This window comes from Nocardia sp. NPDC006982, from assembly GCF_042869435.1.
Taxonomy (GTDB): domain Bacteria; phylum Actinomycetota; class Actinomycetes; order Mycobacteriales; family Mycobacteriaceae; genus Nocardia.
Genome location: NZ_JBIAFV010000012.1, coordinates 48,056 through 66,107, shown reverse-complemented (window position 1 = coordinate 66,107; position 18,052 = coordinate 48,056). Strand labels below are relative to the sequence as shown.

Annotated in this window: 19 protein-coding genes; 4 read left to right on the top strand and 15 right to left on the bottom strand. The window is 66.1% G+C overall.

Annotated features, from left to right (window positions below; translation table 11 throughout):
* Positions 1-9 precede the first annotated feature (9 nt).
* Together ACFYOW_RS35010 and ACFYOW_RS35005 are read right to left on the bottom strand one after the other, a co-directional pair.
* The gene (locus tag ACFYOW_RS35010) at positions 10-831 is read right to left on the bottom strand and encodes a redox-sensing transcriptional repressor Rex (protein WP_387294340.1); all 822 of its coding nucleotides are present in this window, start codon (positions 829-831) and stop codon (positions 10-12) included.
* Positions 832-1,082: 251 nt separating this feature from the next.
* A complete protein-coding gene (locus tag ACFYOW_RS35005; RefSeq protein ID WP_387294339.1) occupies positions 1,083-1,343 on the bottom strand; it encodes a glutaredoxin family protein in 261 nt (86 codons plus the stop codon).
* A 129-nt stretch (positions 1,344-1,472) separates the two neighbouring features.
* On the opposite strand from ACFYOW_RS35005, the gene ACFYOW_RS35000 reads away from it, so the two are divergent.
* Positions 1,473-2,483, top strand: coding sequence for an HAD family phosphatase (locus ACFYOW_RS35000; RefSeq protein ID WP_157124690.1), 1,011 nt, complete (start codon positions 1,473-1,475; stop codon positions 2,481-2,483).
* Here ACFYOW_RS35000 and ACFYOW_RS34995 read toward each other — a convergent pair.
* The 9 genes from ACFYOW_RS34995 to ACFYOW_RS34955 all read right to left on the bottom strand — a co-directional run bounded on the left by ACFYOW_RS34995 (position 2,480) and on the right by ACFYOW_RS34955 (position 11,143).
* Positions 2,480-3,511, bottom strand: coding sequence for a lysophospholipid acyltransferase family protein (locus ACFYOW_RS34995; protein ID WP_387294338.1), 1,032 nt, complete (start codon positions 3,509-3,511; stop codon positions 2,480-2,482). The genes ACFYOW_RS35000 and ACFYOW_RS34995 overlap by 4 nt on opposite strands.
* Positions 3,508-4,539 (bottom strand): NAD-dependent epimerase/dehydratase family protein, encoded by a 1,032-nt coding sequence (locus ACFYOW_RS34990; RefSeq protein ID WP_387294470.1) that lies wholly within the window; start codon positions 4,537-4,539, stop codon positions 3,508-3,510. Before ACFYOW_RS34990 ends, ACFYOW_RS34995 begins: the two co-directional genes overlap by 4 nt.
* A gap of 249 nt (positions 4,540-4,788) precedes the next feature.
* Positions 4,789-4,890, bottom strand: coding sequence for a 30S ribosomal protein bS22 (locus ACFYOW_RS34985; RefSeq protein ID WP_003402602.1), 102 nt, complete (start codon positions 4,888-4,890; stop codon positions 4,789-4,791).
* A 168-nt stretch (positions 4,891-5,058) separates the two neighbouring features.
* Positions 5,059-5,349 (bottom strand): helix-turn-helix domain-containing protein, encoded by a 291-nt coding sequence (locus ACFYOW_RS34980; RefSeq protein ID WP_245721189.1) that lies wholly within the window; start codon positions 5,347-5,349, stop codon positions 5,059-5,061.
* 207 nt (positions 5,350-5,556) lie between these two features.
* Positions 5,557-6,393, bottom strand: coding sequence for a pyrroline-5-carboxylate reductase (gene proC / locus ACFYOW_RS34975; protein ID WP_387294337.1), 837 nt, complete (start codon positions 6,391-6,393; stop codon positions 5,557-5,559).
* Positions 6,394-6,452: 59 nt separating this feature from the next.
* The gene (locus ACFYOW_RS34970) at positions 6,453-7,337 is read right to left on the bottom strand and encodes a thioesterase family protein (RefSeq protein WP_387294336.1); all 885 of its coding nucleotides are present in this window, start codon (positions 7,335-7,337) and stop codon (positions 6,453-6,455) included.
* 109 nt (positions 7,338-7,446) lie between these two features.
* Positions 7,447-8,310: a sugar phosphate isomerase/epimerase family protein gene (locus ACFYOW_RS34965; protein WP_387294469.1), complete on the bottom strand. Its 864-nt coding sequence runs from the start codon at positions 8,308-8,310 to the stop codon at positions 7,447-7,449.
* Between the two features lie 143 nt (positions 8,311-8,453).
* On the bottom strand, positions 8,454-10,115 hold the full coding sequence (locus ACFYOW_RS34960; protein WP_387294335.1) for a hypothetical protein: 1,662 nt from the start codon (positions 10,113-10,115) through the stop codon (positions 8,454-8,456).
* The gene (locus ACFYOW_RS34955) at positions 10,112-11,143 is read right to left on the bottom strand and encodes a hypothetical protein (protein ID WP_387294334.1); all 1,032 of its coding nucleotides are present in this window, start codon (positions 11,141-11,143) and stop codon (positions 10,112-10,114) included. The genes ACFYOW_RS34960 and ACFYOW_RS34955 overlap by 4 nt, the downstream gene beginning before the upstream one ends.
* 163 nt (positions 11,144-11,306) lie before the next feature.
* On the opposite strand from ACFYOW_RS34955, the gene ACFYOW_RS34950 reads away from it, so the two are divergent.
* Positions 11,307-12,170, top strand: coding sequence for a hypothetical protein (locus ACFYOW_RS34950; protein ID WP_387294333.1), 864 nt, complete (start codon positions 11,307-11,309; stop codon positions 12,168-12,170).
* Positions 12,171-12,239: 69 nt separating this feature from the next.
* A complete protein-coding gene (locus ACFYOW_RS34945; protein WP_387294332.1) occupies positions 12,240-12,572 on the top strand; it encodes a hypothetical protein in 333 nt (110 codons plus the stop codon).
* Between the two features lie 77 nt (positions 12,573-12,649).
* On the opposite strand, the gene ACFYOW_RS34940 is transcribed toward ACFYOW_RS34945, so the two are convergent.
* From ACFYOW_RS34940 to ACFYOW_RS34930, 3 genes are all read right to left on the bottom strand, one after another.
* Positions 12,650-13,339 carry a response regulator gene (locus ACFYOW_RS34940; protein ID WP_387294331.1) on the bottom strand — a complete coding sequence of 230 codons (690 nt, stop codon included), beginning with the start codon at positions 13,337-13,339 and terminating at the stop codon, positions 12,650-12,652.
* Positions 13,336-14,571, bottom strand: a complete 1,236-nt coding sequence (locus tag ACFYOW_RS34935; RefSeq protein ID WP_387294330.1) for a sensor histidine kinase — start codon at positions 14,569-14,571, stop codon at positions 13,336-13,338. Before ACFYOW_RS34935 ends, ACFYOW_RS34940 begins: the two co-directional genes overlap by 4 nt.
* Before the next feature lie 130 nt (positions 14,572-14,701).
* The gene (locus ACFYOW_RS34930; RefSeq protein ID WP_387294329.1) at positions 14,702-15,085 is read right to left on the bottom strand and encodes a winged helix-turn-helix transcriptional regulator; all 384 of its coding nucleotides are present in this window, start codon (positions 15,083-15,085) and stop codon (positions 14,702-14,704) included.
* A gap of 91 nt (positions 15,086-15,176) precedes the next feature.
* Here ACFYOW_RS34930 and ACFYOW_RS34925 point away from each other — a divergent pair, with 91 nt between their 5' ends.
* Complete coding sequence (locus ACFYOW_RS34925) at positions 15,177-15,842, top strand: NADPH-dependent F420 reductase (RefSeq protein WP_387294328.1); 666 nt, start codon at positions 15,177-15,179, stop codon at positions 15,840-15,842.
* 86 nt (positions 15,843-15,928) lie between these two features.
* On the opposite strand, the gene ACFYOW_RS34920 is transcribed toward ACFYOW_RS34925, so the two are convergent.
* Entirely contained in the window at positions 15,929-17,980 is a 2,052-nt protein-coding gene (locus tag ACFYOW_RS34920; protein ID WP_387294327.1) for a CocE/NonD family hydrolase, read from the bottom strand.
* Positions 17,981-18,052 lie beyond the last annotated feature (72 nt).

Here is an 18,052-nt window from a genome sequence, read left to right as displayed (position 1 = left end):
TGCGCTCACTCATGGTGTGACCACCGATCCCTTGCTGGATGGCTCCGTTGCCGAATGCGAGGACGTCGAGTGCTTGAGCGCCGGATGTCCGGCAGCAGTGTGCGCGGGCGCGCGGTGGGCGATGCGGCCGGAAACGGCGTGCGCGACCTCGGGCAGCGGCGGCGCATTGCGTGCGGTCTCGAACGACAGCATCTGCAACTCGACCGCCAGATCGACCCGGCGCACCTCCACCGTCTCCGGCGCGGTCAGCTCACACGGAGCAAAGCTCAGAATCGACTGCAGCCCGGAGGCGACCAGCAGATCGCAAACGTCCTGTGCCGCGTCGTCGGGCACGGTGATCACCGCGATGGTCGGCTTCAAGGCGTCGATGGCCGGGGCCAGATCCGCGACATCGCGCACCACCAGACCGGCGACCGACCGGCCGATCACCTCGGGGTGGCAGTCGAACATGCCGACCACGGTGAAGCCGCGGCGCCGGAACCCGCCGTAGCCGACCAGGGCCCGGCCCAGATTTCCGGCGCCGACCAGTACCACCCGATGTCCCTGCGAGAGCCCGAGCACATCCTCGATCCTGGTGCGCAACTTGGCGACGTCATAGCCGACACCCCGAACACCGTTGGGGCCGAGGAAGGAAAGGTCCTTGCGCAACTTGGCCGAATTGACACCCGCCGCGACAGCCAGTTCCTCACTCGATACGATGGCAACACCGTCGTCGGCCAACATGGCCAAGACCCGGAGATATGTGGCCAGCCGCGCCACGGTGGCTTGGGGGATGTCCTTCTGCAGAGCCCTGCCGGAGACGCCACTCGGCGCCTCATGCTGCTCTGTCACGTCGTCGGCTCCTCGTTCCGGCCTCCGGCGAGGTCCGGTTCGTCGTTCGACCTCGTGCCCGGGGCGGTCCGGTGCCATGGTCGAAGTATTCGGAATGCTGGGTTCATTACGCGGTGGATCCGCAGCCTCGGCGAGCGGGTCGCGTGCCACCACCGTAACCGCTTGTGCAGCCCTTCACAAAGTCGGTGAATTTGGCCTCATTTTCCGCCGCGACCAGCAGCGCGGCCGAATCGGGCCGGATCAGCAATCGCTCAGCGAGTCAAGTCGGCCCGCAATCGGGGCTCGTCGACATCGAAATAGCTGTGCTCACGGCCGTCCAGAAGCACGACGGGAAGCCGATCGCCGTACTCCGCGCGCAGGCCAGGGTCGGTTCCGGCGGCTTCGTCCACGTCGACGATCGACGGCACGATGTCGAAATCGGCACAGATCGCCCGGAGTTGCTCGAACGCGATGACGCAGAGCCCGCAGCCCGATCTCGTCAGCAGTGTCACCGAATGTGTGGGATTGGTCATGGCCGATATTAAATCCCCTCGCCACGCCCCGATCGGAGCGCGCGGTAGTGCCTTAACTGTCACCGCGGCCAGCTAATGTGGTTGTGGTTCGCGCGACGGGCGGAGGTACTGGTGCCGGAACGATCGAAGGTGGCAAGGGCAGGTTTCATCGCGGGACGATTCGGTGAGTTTCCGGTGCGGTGGAATCAGGGTCGGCTCGGCCAGGGTCTGCAGGACCAGCTCGCGCGCATCTCTCGCAGCCCCTTCGGCCCGAGCGAGGAAGAGCTGCGGGCCAATCTGGCCGGTGAGGCCAGTGCCGAGGCGGCGCTGTCGCTGCACGATGCCGAACTCGCCGAAGCCGATATCGAGGCCATCGGGCCCGAGGTGCCGCGGGATCTGACCGCGGCCGCATTCTTCGATGTCGACAACACCATGGTGCAGGGTGCGTCGATCGTGCATTTCGCCCGCGGCCTGGCCGCGCGCAAATACTTCAAGACCTCCGATCTGGTGGACGTCGCCTGGAAGCAGGTGAAGTTCCGGGTCACCGGCAAGGAGAACAGCACCGATATGGCCGCGGGCCGGGAGAAGGCGCTGGCATTCATCGCGGGCCGCCCCACCGCCGAACTGGCCGCCCTCGGGGAGGAGATCTACGACGAGATCATCGCCGACAAGATCTGGCCCGGCACAAGGGCTTTGGCGCAGATGCACCTGGACGCCGGGCAGCAGGTATGGCTGGTGACCGCGACGCCGGTCGAGCTGGCACAGGTGATCGCGAAGCGGCTCGGGCTCACCGGCGCGCTCGGGACGGTCGCCGAGAGCGTCGACGGAAAGTTCACCGGGCGATTGGTCGGCGACATCCTGCACGGACTCGGCAAGGCGCATGCGGTGCGCACGCTGGCGGTACGAGAAGGCTTGAACCTCAAGCGTTGTACGGCCTACTCCGACAGCCACAACGATGTGCCGATGCTGTCACTGGTCGGCACCGCGGTGGCGATCAATCCGGATTCGGACCTACGCGAGGTGGCGAAGAACCGCGGCTGGGAGATCCGTGATTTCCGCACCGGACGCAAGGCAGCCAAGATCGGCGTGCCGACCGCGCTGGCACTCGGCGCCGCCGGTGGCGCGGTCGCCGCCGCCGTCACCCGGCGCCGCGAGCACTAGCCCGTGAACGGGTTGCGGCGCTTGGTGAGCAGTTTGTAGAGGGTCTGCTGAATGGTTTCACGGACCTGATCGGTGACCTCGAACATGGTCATCGGATCGTCCGCGTCCTCGGCCTCGTAGCCGGTGGTCGCGATGGGCTCGCCGAATTCGATGTACCACTTCGACGGCAGCGGCAGCGCGCCGAGCGGACCCAGATGCGGGAACAGCGGCGTCACCGGGAAATACGGCACATTGAGCAGCCGGGCGAGCGGCTTGATATCGGCCAGCTTCGGATAGATCTCCTCCGAGCCGACGATCGAGCACGGAATGATCGGCGTGCCGGTGCGCACCGCCGCCGCGACGAATCCGCCGCGACCGAAGCGCTGCAGCTTGTAGCGGTCGGTGAACTGCTTGCCGACGCCTTTGAAGCCCTCCGGGAACACGCCGGTCAATTCGCCTGCACGCAAAAGCCTTTCGGCATCCGGATGGCAGGCCAGGGTGTGCCCGGCCTTACGGGCGAGCACGCCGAGCACCGGCGTCTCGAAGAGGAGATCGGCGGCCAGCAGGCGTAGCGCGCGTTCCTTCGGATGCCGGTCGTGGATCGCCAGTTGCAGCATCAGCCCGTCGAGCGGAATGGTGCCCGCATGGTTGGCGACGATCAGCGCACCGCCTGCCTCCGGAACGTTCTCGATCCCGTTGACCTGCACCCGGAACCAATAATCCGAGAGCGGGCGCAGCGCGGGCAAGATCAACGATTCGAGCAGATGCTCGTCGAAGCCGAATTCGTCGACCTGATAGTCGCCGGTGACCCGACGGCGCAGGAAATCCGCGGTGGTGCGGATCTGCTTGCCGATGGCGCCGCGCAGCATGTCCGACACCGAATGCGGCGTCGGGGGTTCGGCGGCCGCGAGACGTTCGGTCAGCGACGTCACCACCTGGCTCGGCGCGACCTCGCCGGTCACCGGCTCCGGCCAGCGCCGCGGCGTGTTCCGCTGGCGCGTTTCGATATTCAGATCGTGGAGTTGGATGACTTTCGCCACGTCATTCATGTATGTGCTCCCGTAGCGGCCCCGAGCAGGCCGAGCAGTTTATGTTCTGCGGCATCGATCCATGCTGGATCGATGACGGGCCGCGACGCTGCGCCCCCAATAAAGTCGTCGAATGCCTGCACCGTGGTCCAGCGCGGGACGAAACCGAGTTCGGTGCGCATACGGGTGGTGTCGAGGCCACAGCCGAAGTGGAAATAGTCGATCTGCTCACTGGTGAAGTCCCGCATGATCGGGCCCATGATCGCGCGGCCCGCGGTACGGAAGACCGACCATGGGATCGGCAGCTCGATCCGACCCGCACGCCGGATCGCCTGCGACAACACCAGTGCGCCGTCCCCCGCGATGTTGTAGGTGCCGCCGGGCGCCTGCCGGGCCGCATGCGCCATCGCGGCGATGGCGTCCTCCTCGTGCAGCAACTGCAGCCTGGCATCGCGGCCGAGGACCGTCGGAGCGACCGGTGAACGCAGATACTGCACACCGCGCCGGGCCAACCGCGGGCCGACAATGGGCGCCAAACGCAAAATCGAAGCGGCGATATCGGGACGCCGCCGCGCGAGTCCGCGGACGAATCCTTCGATTTCGATCATGTCGCGAGCAAACCAACCACTCGGTGGGGTTCGTGCGCTCATTTCTTCGGTGAATTTCGCGGGATCCTTCGCACTGCATCCGTAGATCGCGGAGGTCGAGCGCACTACCACGCGCCGCACCGAAGGCGATTTCTGACAGACCGCGAGCAGCTGCATGGCGCCGAGCACGTTGAGATCCTTCATCACCGCCCGGCCACCACCGGCCGGTGGATGCGTGAGCATCGCGGCGTGCACGACGGTATCGACCTCATTGCCGCCGATCACCTTGCGAATCAAGGGATTTCGAATATCGGCGCGAACGAATTCGGCGCGGCCCATGCGTCGTTGCAGATCACGACTCGGGGTCATGGTGTCGACGGCCAGGATGCGTTCGACGGTCTGATCCTGGGCCAAACGCGCGACCACGTTGCCGCCGAAGAATCGGCTGGCACCGGTCACCATCACCACCTTGGGTGTATGTCCATCCCGTATTTCAGAACCCACCGCACCGGATCCCAACTGTGACAGCCCCCCAATTCCATTTGCTGCGGTATCAGAGTAACCGGTCGACTCCGATGCGCAGAGGGTATTAACCAGGATCTAACGATGACTTCAGTCACCCGATACATGGGCAACTTTCAAAATTTGCTGTTTCAAAAAGAAAAGCCCGCCACCAATCGGTGACGGGCCTCTCAGCTAACGCGCAGCAACTCACTTGCCGAGTTTGCGCCGCTGAACACGCGTGCGGCGAAGCAGCTTGCGGTGCTTCTTCTTCGACATGCGCTTGCGGCGCTTCTTGATCACAGAACCCATAGGGTTGTCCTCGCGTTCTCTCTACTCGGCGCGCACGCCAATCACGTACGCATATTTCAGCGTCCGCGCCGCCAGCTGGCACCGGACACCACAAAGCGGTGCCGCCGGCAGGCGCACACGAACCGAGGGTTCATCCTACCGGGACACCGTCGAGCTGATGAAACCGCCTCATCCAGCGTCGAAGTAGGACGTCTCCAAATAGTCGTGCACCGCCTTGGCATGCACCCGGAACGACCGACCGACCCGTACGGCGGGCAACTCACCCGAGTGCACCAGTCGATAGACCGTCATCTTGGACACTCGCATCAGATTCGCAACCTCTGCGACGGTGAGGAACTGAGTACCTCCGCCGAGCACCGATTGCGTCGGAGTTCCCGAACCGCCTTGGGTCCGGGAATTAGCCCGGCCACCCGATGGTCCGGAACTTCCTGGCGACGTCCCTGAACTATTTGCAGACATCTTGTTAGACATCATCGCACCACTGACCTCCGGCACGTCCGCGCCGCCGGCTTCCCCACCGGCGGAACAGACACGCACGTGCTCCTTGAAGCTTAGCGGGACCAGTGGGATTACTGCGACGGGTGTGAGAAATCAGGTTCACACGCACGGAACCGACCGGTCACCCCGTAGACGTTCGGTGTTTGATCAACTCCCACCCGAGACATCTCAGGAAGTGCTGCCGCCCGCACCGTCGTTGGCACCCTGTTCGGCGGATCGTTGCTTCGCCGCGTGCAATGCCTCGAGGAAGGCCGAACGCACCCCGCCACGCTCCAATTCACGCACCGCTGCGGCGGTCGTGCCCGCCGGCGAGGTCACTGCGGCACGCAGCTCGGCAGCGGTCTGTCCGGAGCTCTCGAGCAGCGCGGCCGAGCCGAGCATGGTCTGCACCACGAGTTCGGTGGCGACGTCGCGGGTCAGGCCGAGCCCGACGCCGGCATCGACCATGGCCTCGACCACCAGGAAGAAGTACGCGGGTCCGGAACCCGAGACCGCGGTCACCGCATCCATCTGCGCCTCGGTCACGGTCGCCACCTTGCCGACCGCGGCGAGCAGCTCGGTCACCTGGGCCAACTGTTCCGGCCGGGCATAGCGGCCCGGCGCGAGCACGCTCATGCCCTGGCCGACCAGCATCGGGGTATTCGGCATCACCCGGACCACCGGGAAACCGGCGGGCAGCTTGTTCTCCAGGCGCGCCGTCGGCACACCTGCCGCCAGCGACACCAGGATCTGATCCCGGTCGGCATCGAGTTCGGCCTTGCCGAGCTGGGTCAGGACCGTATCCACATCCCCCGGCTTGACCGCGATGACCACGACATCCGCACCTACGATCGCGTCCGCGATCGAATCGGTGACCCGTACGCCGAAGCGGTCGCCGATGAGTTCGGCCCGATCGGCATGCGTCTCGACGACGACCAGATCCTTCGCCGCCCGTCCGGATTCGAGCAATCCGGCGATCAACGCCTCCCCGATGCGACCGCCACCGATCACCGCAACTCTCGTCATGGGCCTTAAGGCTAGTCGCGCGACCATATCGGCTCGGCGCTGGGGAAGAGCCAGTGGTCCTATCGCCGCTGCGGCACCAGCGCGAGCTGACGGCTCTGCGCGACGACCGCACCGGTGGAGTCGAGAATCAGCTGGTCCTCGTCGAACATGCGCTCGCCGATCTCGTGGCTGGTCGCGATGATCCGCAACCAACCCGGGGCCGGGCGGCGGCGCAGGTAGGTCGTCATCTGAACCGTCGGGGCCCAACCGGTCTGGCCGAGGTTCGCCGGGACCGGCGGGCTCATATCGGCGGACATGATCGCGAAGTACATGGCGATATCCGGATCCTGCTGGTCACCTTCGAATGGGCGCATCCAAAGACGCAGGCGCGGTTCACCTTTCGCACCGTCGAGGAATCGGGCCCACTCCCGGTCGATGAATAGTTCGGCGCCGCGCGCCACATGGACGACCTTGCCCATCGACGAATCCCGGTAACCGACGGCGTCGGCGGGCGGCTCGATCGGCATGTCAGCATGCTGCTGTGCGTAGATCGGGTCGGCATCATCGAGATGACCGAAGGTGAACGCGGTGCGCACCAGCGTGCGCCCGCTCTGGAGCAGGTCCACATCGACCAGGCAGATCTGGCGACCGACCTTGCGGATGTGCACCTCGTACTCGACCTCACCGGGCTCCGGTGCACCGAGAAAATCGGAGCTCGCCGCGATGGGCGCCATGGCCACCAGGGCCGGATCGGAGGCGCGCAGCCAGCGAGTGGCCGCAGCGGCGCTGGTCGCGACCATGGTGCCGCCGTGCACCTTCGGCCCGATGGTCCAGATTTTGTCGATTATGCCCAGGTAGCGGCCGGTATCCGGATTGGCCGACAGCAGTTCGGTCAGTGTGCACACCCGGCTGAAGGGTGCGTCCGTCGTGATGGCCTGCGCGAGTTCGGCGGTCAGCTCCGGCATCGTCACTCCTGTCGTCGGTCGGCCGCGTCGGCGGGGCGCAGCGTTCGTACAGCGTAGAACGAAGCGATTCGGGGTCGGAATTCCCCTCTGCTGACAGATCGGTGCGGCGTCACACCTGATTGGCGTGCGTCGGGGCCGGAGCGGGCGCGTTGAGGTGTGCTCTGGCGAAGTCCAGCGTGCGGTTCAGCATGCTCGTGCGGCCCTGGGCGGTACGGGCATTCTGGGTGTTGATCTCGGCGACCGCGTGACCGGCGAAACCGGAGCGCAGCAGTGCCGCGCAGAGCTCGACACATGGCTGCGTGCCCTCGCCCGGCACCAGATGCTCGTCGTGCGCCGCACCGCGGCCGTCGGCGAGATGCAGGTGCGCGAGCCCGGTGCCCATCCGCGCGGCCAACGCCAACGGATCGGCGCCCGCGGTCGCGGTATGCGAGATATCGAGGGTGTAGTGCCGGAATCCGGTATCGGTCGGATCGTAGGACGGGCTGAAGGCGGTCAGGCCGGGACCGGGACCGCCGCGGCGCTCCAGCCGCTTCGCCGACCCGGTTTTGCGGCCGAAGAGGCTGTCCGCGCGCATGGGGAACATATTCTCCACCGCGACGATGACGTGGCTGTGCTCCTCCAGCTCGGCCACCTGATCGGCGAAGCCCTGCGCATACCTGCGCTGCCAGCGGAACGGCGGATGCACCACCACGGTGCCCGCGCCGAGCGCCTCGGCCGTGCGCACACTGCGCTCGAGTTTGGCCACCGGATCCGAGCCCCAGACCCGCTGCGAGATCAGCAGGCACGGTGCGTGGATCGCCAGTACCGGCACACTGTATTTGCGCGAGTAGGCCTGGACGGTGGCGATGCTCTGGCTGGCCGGCTCGGCCCAGACCATCAATTCGATGCCGTCGTAACCGATTTCGGCCGCGTATCGGAAGGCCGCCTCGGTGTTCTGCGGATAGACCGAGGCCGTCGAGAGACCGACGAGGATCTGCTGAGCGTCGAATCCGCCGGCCGCTTCGACCGGCGAATCGGGTTCGGTACGCACGTCGGGATCGGGAGCGCGCCCCTTGGCCACGCTCGCCGTTCTGGTGTCGTCCGCCTGCCCGATGTTCCCCACAGCCTGCTCCCTGCTCAGTTCGTACTGAGTAGAAAGGCTAGCGGTCCCAGGGTGACGAAGATGCCGACGACGACGGCTATCACCGTGCTGAGGATGTCATCGGTGCGCCGCAGTATTCGCACCAGCGCCACCAGGCCAAGGATCACGATCATCGCCAGGCACAGCGCGACCCAGGGCAGCATTTCCCACATGCGCTCGAAGCCCTTGAAGAGCAACATTCCGGCGACCGCGGCACCGGTGCTCTGACCACCGAGAATCATCCACTGGCGGCGATTGGCGTCGTACTCCGACTTGCGTGCGACCCGCGAGCGAGCGCGTCTCGGGGACAGGCGGGAGGCGAACGAGTGATCCGAATCGACATCGTCGTCGTCGAAATCCTCGTCGTCGTCGAGGACATCACCGGTCGGGAACGGTTCGTACACATCGGTCAGACCGTCGTACACATCCGGCTCGGCGGGCTGTGATCGGCCACGTCGCCCACGCCCGTTGCGTTCGGCGGCACGCCCGTTCGCCCGCTCGGCCTCGGCACGTTCGACTTCGTCGCGCAGCAGGTCGCCCGCCACGGTCTGGCCGGAGACGAGCTGCTGATCCTGACTGGCCAGCGACCACGCGGCGGTGGGGATGTTCTCGGATTCGGGCGCATTGCCCTTGGGCGGTACATGTCTTCGCACCGACCAGGCGGGCAGACCGCCATCGGCCGGACCGTCCAGTCGTGCGGATCTTCGCTGATCCGGCGGCTCGGGATGGGCGCCGCGCGCCGGACCGTCCGGCCGCGGGGGCATCGGCAGCGGCGCGGATTCCGGTGCGAAGCCACTGGTGGACGGCGACCACGGAGCGGTCGAGGGTCCGGCGTTGTTCGCCTCGGCCTCGGCCTCCGCCGCGCGTCGCCGAGCGGCCCGGCCGCCGGATCTCGATCCGCTCGGCGGGCTTTCGGGCGGCGCGCCGATGCCGTGGCCGAGATCGCGCAGCGGCTGTACGTCGGTGGTCTCTTCCTCCGGTTCGGCATGCCGACGTCTGCGGCCGGTGCGTCCGGAGCCGACCGCGCCATCTGCAAGCGGGTCCCGCGCATACGGATCCGGTGCCGGGGTGTAGGGATCGGGCGCCGGTGCGTACAGCGGATCCGCGGGTGCGGAATGCCGCGACGAATCCGCGCCCGGCATTTCCCGCCCCGGCATGATCCGGCTCGAATATCCCGGCGCGGGCAGCGGATCGGCGGGCGCCTCCGGAGCGGCGTAGGCCGAAAGCGGGTCGTACCGGGTGATCGGCCCCGACATCGGCGAGTAGTTGGGTGATTCGGGTGCGGCGTACGGCGCTGGATCCGGCGCTGCGTACGAAGTGGGTTCCGGCGCAGGCGTTTCGAAACCGGACCCCGCGTACCCGCCGGACTGGAAACCGGAGGGTTGGTAACCCGACGCGTCGTACCCGTTGGACTCGTACCCGTTGGACTCGTACGACGGCGGTTCGTACGCCGGTTCGTCGTCCTCGGGTGCGGCGTGCGCGGAATGGCCACCGCCGCCGCCCGCCGGAATGGCAGGCAGATCACCGGTCAGCTCGGCAACCGAGATGCCGCGGCCACTGCGCCGCCGCCGTCCGCCGCCACCGGGCGATGCCGCGCCCTGCTGGCCGTTTCGTGCCAGCAGCTCGGCAACCGATAGCTGCTTGGAATCCTCACTCATGACGACACCGTTTCGATCGGGCCCGATAGACCGCCGCCGGGCACCGGCTTACCGCTCGTTTCCACAACGGCACCCGACAATGCCGTAGCCCTCGGTCCGCCGTTCATATCGGTATCCAGTTTGCGCAGGATCAGCCCCTCGCGCAGTGCCCACGGACAAATCTCGAGGGTGTCCAGCGATAGTGCCCGCATACTCGCCTCCGCGACCAGTGCGCCAGCCACCAATTGCTGTGACCGATCGGAACTTACGCCTTCCAATTCTGCACGGTCCGCCGCCGTCATTCTCGAGATGAAGGCAATCAGTTGGCGCAGACCTGAGCTGGTGAGTGTACGGCGAACCCGCAGCCCGGCCGAAGAGGGTGCCGCTCCGGTCAACCGGGCAAGTGACCGAAATGTCTTCGATGTGCCGACCGCGAGATCCGGTTTCCCCACGTCCAGCAGCTGTTTCGCGGGTGCTACGAGTTCCGCGTCGAGCCAATCGCGCAGCACCGCGACGCGGCGTTTGCCCGGTGGATCCTCGCGCAGCCATTCTCTGGTCAATCTTCCGGCGCCGAGTTGCAGCGAGACCGCGAGATCGGGTTCCTCGTCGCCGCCGTTGGTCATTTCCAGCGAGCCGCCGCCGATGTCGAGATTGAGGATCCGGCCCGCGCTCCAGCCGTACCACCGGCGCACGGCGAGGAAGGTCAGCCGGGCCTCGTCGACGCCGGAGAGCACCTGCAGTTCGACGCCGGTTTCGGCGCGGACCCTGGCGAGGACTTCATCGGAGTTCGCGGCCTCACGCAGCGCGGAGGTCGCGAATGGCATCAGCTCGACGCAGCGGGAAGTCTCGGCGATGCTGGCGAATTCGGCGACCGTCGCGATCAGCCGTTCGGCCCCCTGGACCGTGATGCAGCCCTCGGAATCCATGTTCTCCGATAGCCGGAGAGTGGCCTTTGTCGAGCTCATCGGCATCGGGTGACCACCGCGATGGGCGTCCACCACAAGCAGGTGGACGGTATTGCTTCCGACATCGAGTACCCCAAGCCGCACATGAATACGGTACTGGGTGAACCGGCCCTTTAGCCCAGGCGACTGAACTGTTAGCGTCCTGAAGTGTGACGGTAGGCGCAGCAGTGAGTGAGCGCAGCGAACGAACCAGCAGGCACAGCCCGGCGCCGCGCACGACGGAGCCGAGCGCCGGCGAGGCGCAGTCGTGAGCGGCGCCAAGAGGCCACCACCAGCGCGGAAGATCGATCCGGCGCCGGAGGTCGATCTCGACTTTCCCCGTGAATGGATCGAGTTCGTGGATCCAGCAAACGACGAGCATGTGATCGTCGCGGATTTGACCTGGCTGCTGTCGCGCTGGACGTGTGTCTTCGGCACTCCGGCCTGTCAGGGAATTCTGAGCGACCGCCCCGATGACGGCTGCTGCTCGCACGGTGCGTTCCTCTCCGACAAGGACGACCGCAAGCGTCTGACCAATGCTGTGAAAATGCTCACACCGAGCGACTGGCAGCTGATGGACGAGGCGACCGATGCCGAGGGCAAGATCACCAAGAAGGGCTATCTGGAGCTCGACGAACTGGAGGACGAGCCCGCCCTGCGGACCCGCCGCTTCGACGGCGCCTGCATTTTCCTGAACCGCCCCGGCTTCGAGGGCGGCGTCGGCTGCGCGCTGCACACCATGGCGCTGCGCAAGGGCATCGAGCCGCTCGAGGTGAAGCCGGATGTGTGCTGGCAGCTGCCGATCCGGCGCACCCAGGATTGGGTGGAGCGCCCAGACGGCGTGCAGATCCTGAAGACCACCATCACCGAATACGACCGGCGCGGCTGGGGTCCCGGCGGCGAGGATCTGGACTGGTACTGCTCCGGCTCCCCCGACGCCCATGTCGGCGCCCGTCCGGTATGGCAGTCCTACGGTCCCGAGCTGAAGGAATTGCTCGGTGCACCCGCGTACGAAGAGCTGGCCAGGCACTGCAAGCGGCGCGAGGGACTCGGCCTCATCGCGATCCATCCCGCGACCGTGCATGCCGACCGGATGAAATCCGACCAACCAATCGCCGACCAGTCGGCGTGAGGCTTGCATTGCGGGCGATTCACCTGCCCGCCATGCAGGCTTTACTCACATGCGGTTGGATGTGCGGTCATGTTGAAGAAAGCCCTGACCCTGACCGCCATCGCGCTCGGCGCCACCGCTGCACTGACCGGTGCCGCGCACGCCGAACCCAACGGCGACCCGGCCAAATACGCCGATTTCACCGCCGACTTCCTGCCCGCCAACACCCCCGAGGCGATCAACGCCCAGGCGAACGGCAAGAACCTGATCATGAGCCCGTACGGCGTCACCCACACCATCGCGTGCCGCGGCACCAGCGCGGCCGACGTCTACGAATGCATGCAGGAAGACGATCTCGGCTGGATCACCCTGCACAAGCAGGACGTCCCCGGCCTCGGCCCCACCTGGGTCTACCTGCCCTGATTCGGATACGCGGCAGCACCGAGGTTGTCGGGGCCTCGGTGCTGAGCTTTGTAGGAACTCTTAGTGGGCGCTGACCGTCAAGCCTCGAGCTTGTAGCCGAGGCCGCGGACGGTGACGAGGTGCTCCGGCTTGGCCGGATCGCCCTCGATCTTCGAGCGCAACCGCTTGACGTGCACGTCGAGGGTCTTGGTGTCGCCGACGTAGTCGGCGCCCCAGACCCGGTCGATCAGCTGGCCCCGGGTGAGCACTCGCCCGGAGTTGCGCAGCAGATATTCGAGCAGATCGAATTCCTTCAACGGCAGGGTGACCTGCCTGCCGTTGACGTGCACGGTGTGGCGGTCGACATCCATCCGGACCGGTCCGGCCTCGAGCACACCGCTCTCATTGCTGCCGTCCAGTTCATCGCCCGCGCCGCGGCGCAGCACGGCCCGGATGCGGGCGATCAGTTCGCGCGCCGAGTACGGCTTGGTGACGTAGTCGTCGGCGCCGAGCTCCAGGCCGACCACCTTGTCGATCTCGCTGTCGCGCGCGGTGACCATGATCACCGGTACGCCGCTGCGAGTGCGCAGCTGTTTGCACACGTCGGTGCCGCTCATGCCGGGCAGCATGAGGTCGAGCAGCACGATATCGGCGCCGGAGCGGTCGAATTCGGCGAGCGCGGACGGTCCGTCACCGACCACGGTGACCTCGAATCCCTCCTTGCGCAGCAGGAACGCGAGCGGATCGGCCAGCGACTCCTCATCTTCGACGATCAGAACACTCGTCATCTGCGTGCCTCCACACCATTCGGTCTGCCCGGCCCCGTGGGGCGCGGGTGTGTTTCTCTCATGCTCACCGGGGAACCGTCGACCTCTTCTTCGCCGTCGGCTTCATGGTGGGCAGGTATTCGCAGGGTGAACGTCGATCCGGTGCCGAGCTTGCTCCACAGGGTGATTTCACCGTTGTGGTTGGCCGCCACGTGCTTGACGATAGCCAGGCCGAGCCCGGTACCACCGGTGGCGCGCGAGCGCGCCTTATCGGATCGGAAGAATCGTTCGAAGACCCGCTCCTGGTCTTCCTTGGCGATACCGATGCCGCGATCGGTCACGGCCATCGCGACGTGATCGCCGCGCAGTGAGCGGCTCACCGAAACGTGGGAACCCGCGAGTGAGTACGCGATCGCGTTCTCGACCAGGTTGGACAGTGCGGTGACGAGCAGGGTTTCGTCGCCGAGCACCTCGAGTCCGCTCGGGCGATCGGTGCTGACGGTGATGCCCGCGGCCTCGGCGGCGGTTCGGGAGCGATCGACCGCCTGCGTGACCACGGAGTCGACGTCGACCACCTCGAGCTCGGGTAGCTTTTCCGCACCCTGCAGTCGCGAGAGCGCGATCAACTCGGTCACCATCTTGCCCAGGCGCCGGGATTCACCGAGTACGCGCTGACCGAAGTGCCGGACCGCGTCGGGATCTTCGGCGGATTCCAGCATGGCCTCGGCCAGCAGGCTCATCGCGCCGACCGGAGTCTTGAGTTCATGGCTGACATTGGCGACGAAGTCGCGGCGGGTCGCCTCCATGCGGGCCTGCTCGGAATCGTCGTCGGCGAACAGCACCGTGAAACTGGTCTCTTCGCGCGATAGCTGCCTGGCCACTCCGCGCACCGCGATCCGGCTGCGGCCGGGCATCGGCTTCTCCGCGGTGAGATCGAATTCGGTGGATTCGCCGGTGGCGAGCACCTTCTCCACCGCGGCCCAGGCGCGTTCGTCGAGCAGCCGATTGCGGACCAGGCCCAGTTCCTCGGCGCGCGGATTGACCAGCACCACATCGCGGTATTCGTCCACGACCGCGATTCCGCTCTCGGAGGCGAGCACGATCAGGTCGAGCACCTGGGACATGGTGAGACCGGAATCCGCCTGTCTGCGGGCGGCCTGCCTGGCGTTCATGAACGGGATCAGTAGCCCGCCGACTGCCAGGCCGACGACAGCCGCGAGGACTGCCAGAAGGACGGCCTGGGGAACACTCACACTTGAATCGTACGGTCGCCGACCGACAACCCAACTCGGGGTACGCGAAGTTTCGCGCAGGTCATGGGCACTTCCAGGCCCGTTAGCCGCTTGTTTACGCGTTGTTCGCGCGAGAGAGTCCGGATCGTTTTCACTCCTGCGAATCCGACATTGCCGACCGCACCGAGTCGCCGTGGCGGTCTACCCATTCGCCGAGGGCGTAGATCGGAATGAGCAGATCGCGTCCGGCTTCGGTCAGTTCGTACTCGACGCGCGGCGGGGCCTCGGCGTAGCGGTGGCGCTCGATGAGGGTCATGGTCTGCATGCGGCGCAATGTCTGGGTGAGCATCTTCTGGCTGATGCCGCCGATGGCCATGCGCAGGTCGCCGGGACGCATCGGGCCGTCGCGCAGCATATAGACGATGACCGAGAGCCAGCGGTTGCCGAACAGGTCGACGCCGAGGCGGGCCGGACAGTCGGCCTCGTAGTCGCCATAGGTCGCGAATTCCACGGGTTCGGCATGTTCGACCGTCATGACACCAGCCTGCCATCGTCATTGCGCACCTTCGAGTGCCTATCGAAATCCCTAGCGTCGGTGCCGAATACATCCCGAACCAGGAGTTGATATGCAAATCGGAATCATCGGGGCCGGCGCGATGGCGAAGGCACTCGGCGGCGGCTGGGCCGCGGCCGGGCACGAGGTCGTCATCGGCGCTCGGTCCCGAGCGGCCGCGGATGCGCTGGCAGCAACCATCGGGCACGCAGCACGGGGCGGAAGTATCGGCGCGGCTGCCGAATTCGGAGCGGTCGTGCTGTTGGCACTGCCGGTAAGTGCCCTTGACGAAGTACTGGGTGAAATCCGCGGAGAACTTGCCGGCCGGACGGTGATCGACTGCACCAATGCGTTCCTCCCGGACGAGGCCGCGCCGCAAGGAGTTCTGGCTTTCGTACTGTCCGAGGACGCGGTCGCCGCTCGCATCGCGGCGACGATTCCCGAGGCGAACGTGGTGAAGGCGTTCAACGTATGTGCCGCCGAGGTGTGGGAATCACCGGCCCGCGTCTTCGAGGACCGCAGGCTGGCGGTGCCGATCTGCGGTGACGATGCTGCCGCGGTGCAACAGGTCGCCGCATTGGCGGAAGATCTCGGGCTGCAACCGATGTCGGCGGGCGGACTGCATCGCGCCAAATATCTCGAGGCCACCTCGGTCTTCACCGTCGGCCTCTGGTTCGGCGGCGCGGATGCCCGCGCGGTCTTCCCGCCGTTGGAAGCGGCATTCGCCGTGGCCGACTAGCGACCGGTCCGAGCGTGCACGACCGCCCATACCCCGCGGATTCGAGCTTGAATGCGCGAGAGGTGCACGCTCGGGCCGGATACGGCTTACCAGCCCGGGTTGCCCCGCACCGGAAGATTCACGAAACTCGGCCGATTCGGATCCAGTTGCACGTGTTGTGGTTTCAGACCCGTATCGATCAGCATCGGCAGTATCGGCAGGCCCTTGGGGAAGTTGCCCGCGAAGACATCCATGCGCAGGCGATGGCCCGGCTGCAGAATCGCCTCGGTGGCGGGCAGGGTGATATCGAGGGTCGTCTGCTCCCCCGGCACGGTCGGTTGACGCAGGTCCAACGATGTATAGGGCCGCGGATCTGTGTAATCGCCACTGGCGGAACGGGTGCTGTTCGCCTCGTCGACCTGACGCAGCGACGCCATCAACTGGCCGGAGGAGAGCACGGTGGACTGACCGTCCGGCGCGACATCGTTCACCGTGACCACCCAGTAGCCATCGGTCCCATCCTGAACGGTATCGAGGTGCACGGCGATTCGGCCGGAGATGGTGGTCGGCTCGGCGACCGGGTCGCTGGTGAAGGTGAGCCCGTTCAACTCGGCGATCCGCGAGTCCTTGGCGCAGCCATCGATGATCGAGAGGAAACCCGCACTACCCTGCGCTGCGTCGTTGGAGCACAGGGTAGTCAGGCCTGGCGCGACGGTGAGGCGCGCCGAGTCCGGGCTCGCGGTGGCGAGCAATGATCCGTCGTTCAGGCTGTTCGCGGTGCCACTTCGGTTGGCGGACAGGTACATTCGGCGATATTCGGCATCCTGGGCACCGGCCTGCGGATCGGCGAACGAGTCGGTGGTGATCCAGCCGCCGCCCTGCTGCCGCAAGGTGATCGGGCCGTACTGATCGATGCCGTTGTCGATTCCCTTGAGCCACTTGTCGAACCACGCGCGCTGCAGCACATCCAGGCGCGGCGGCAGACCGGGCTTGCCGTATTCGTTGCCCGAGCCGATGTGGTACGTATTGCCCATCAGCAGCTGTTTCCGGCCCGCGGGCAGCGGAATCTCGTTGTAGATCTTGGATTCGGAGTAGGTGAACAGATCGTGCCAGCCACCGGTGACGAAGGTGGGCACCTGGATCTGGCCCGGATCGCTGAGCCAGGCCGCGCGCGACGCCGACGAACCGGTCAGCAGTTCCTTGGCGCGCGGGTCCAGATCCTCGATCCGGGTGGTGCTGTAGACATTGAGCAGCACATCCATGAAGGTGAACGGATCCTTCGCGCGATCCGCGAGCCACTTCATATCGAACTGCCCGTTGAGTATCGACGCCACATCCGGAACCAGCTTGAGGCCGTTGATAGCGGTCAGCCACAGCGGAATGAAGTTGAAGCCGAAGCCGCCGCCGGGTGCGAGCACATCGTTGACCAGGTCGCTGCCGGGCACTACCGGGAAGATCGCCTGCAGTGCGGGCGGATGCATCGTGGCGACCTGGATCTGGTTGATGCCCGAATAGGACAGGCCGTTCATGCCGATGCGGCCGTCGGACCACGGCTGACGCGCGGTCCAGTCGATGACTTCGTAGGTGTCCTGCTGTTCACGCTGACGCAGCATGTCCCAGGTGCCCTGGGAGAAGCCGGTGCCGCGCACGTCGACCACGACCTGGGTGTAGCCGCTCTTGATGAGCTGGCGGTCGACGGCGAAGTTGCGCAGTTCGCCGCCGCCGAAGGATTTGGTCAGATCGGTGACGCCGGAGAGCGGAGTGCCGCTGAGGTCGATCCGGCGGAACAGTTCGATCAGCGCATCGGACAGGCCCGGAATGGACATGGCGCTGTCGGCGATGTTCGAGACCAGTTTGGTGTACGGCGTCAGATTCACCACCGTGGGCGTCGGGGTGTCGATCGGGCGACCCGCCGCATCCGCCGGACGGTACACATTGCCCTTCAGGACGGTCCCGTCGCTCATGGTGATCGGCACATCCCACTGGATATTCACATTCGGGTACTGCTGGGGTCCGTCCTCGGTCGCGGCCCAGGCGGCGCCGGCCGCGCCACCGTCGGGACCGGACGGCGCCGACGTGGCGATCGCGCTCTGGGTGACGAATGGAATGAGCACCACCGTGGCGACTACCGCCACGGTGGCACGCAACATTGTCTGCATCAGGGGTGATCCGCCTCTCGGACTGGTCGAACGACCAGAGCTTACATACCGACGAGTAAGTTCGAACTGAGG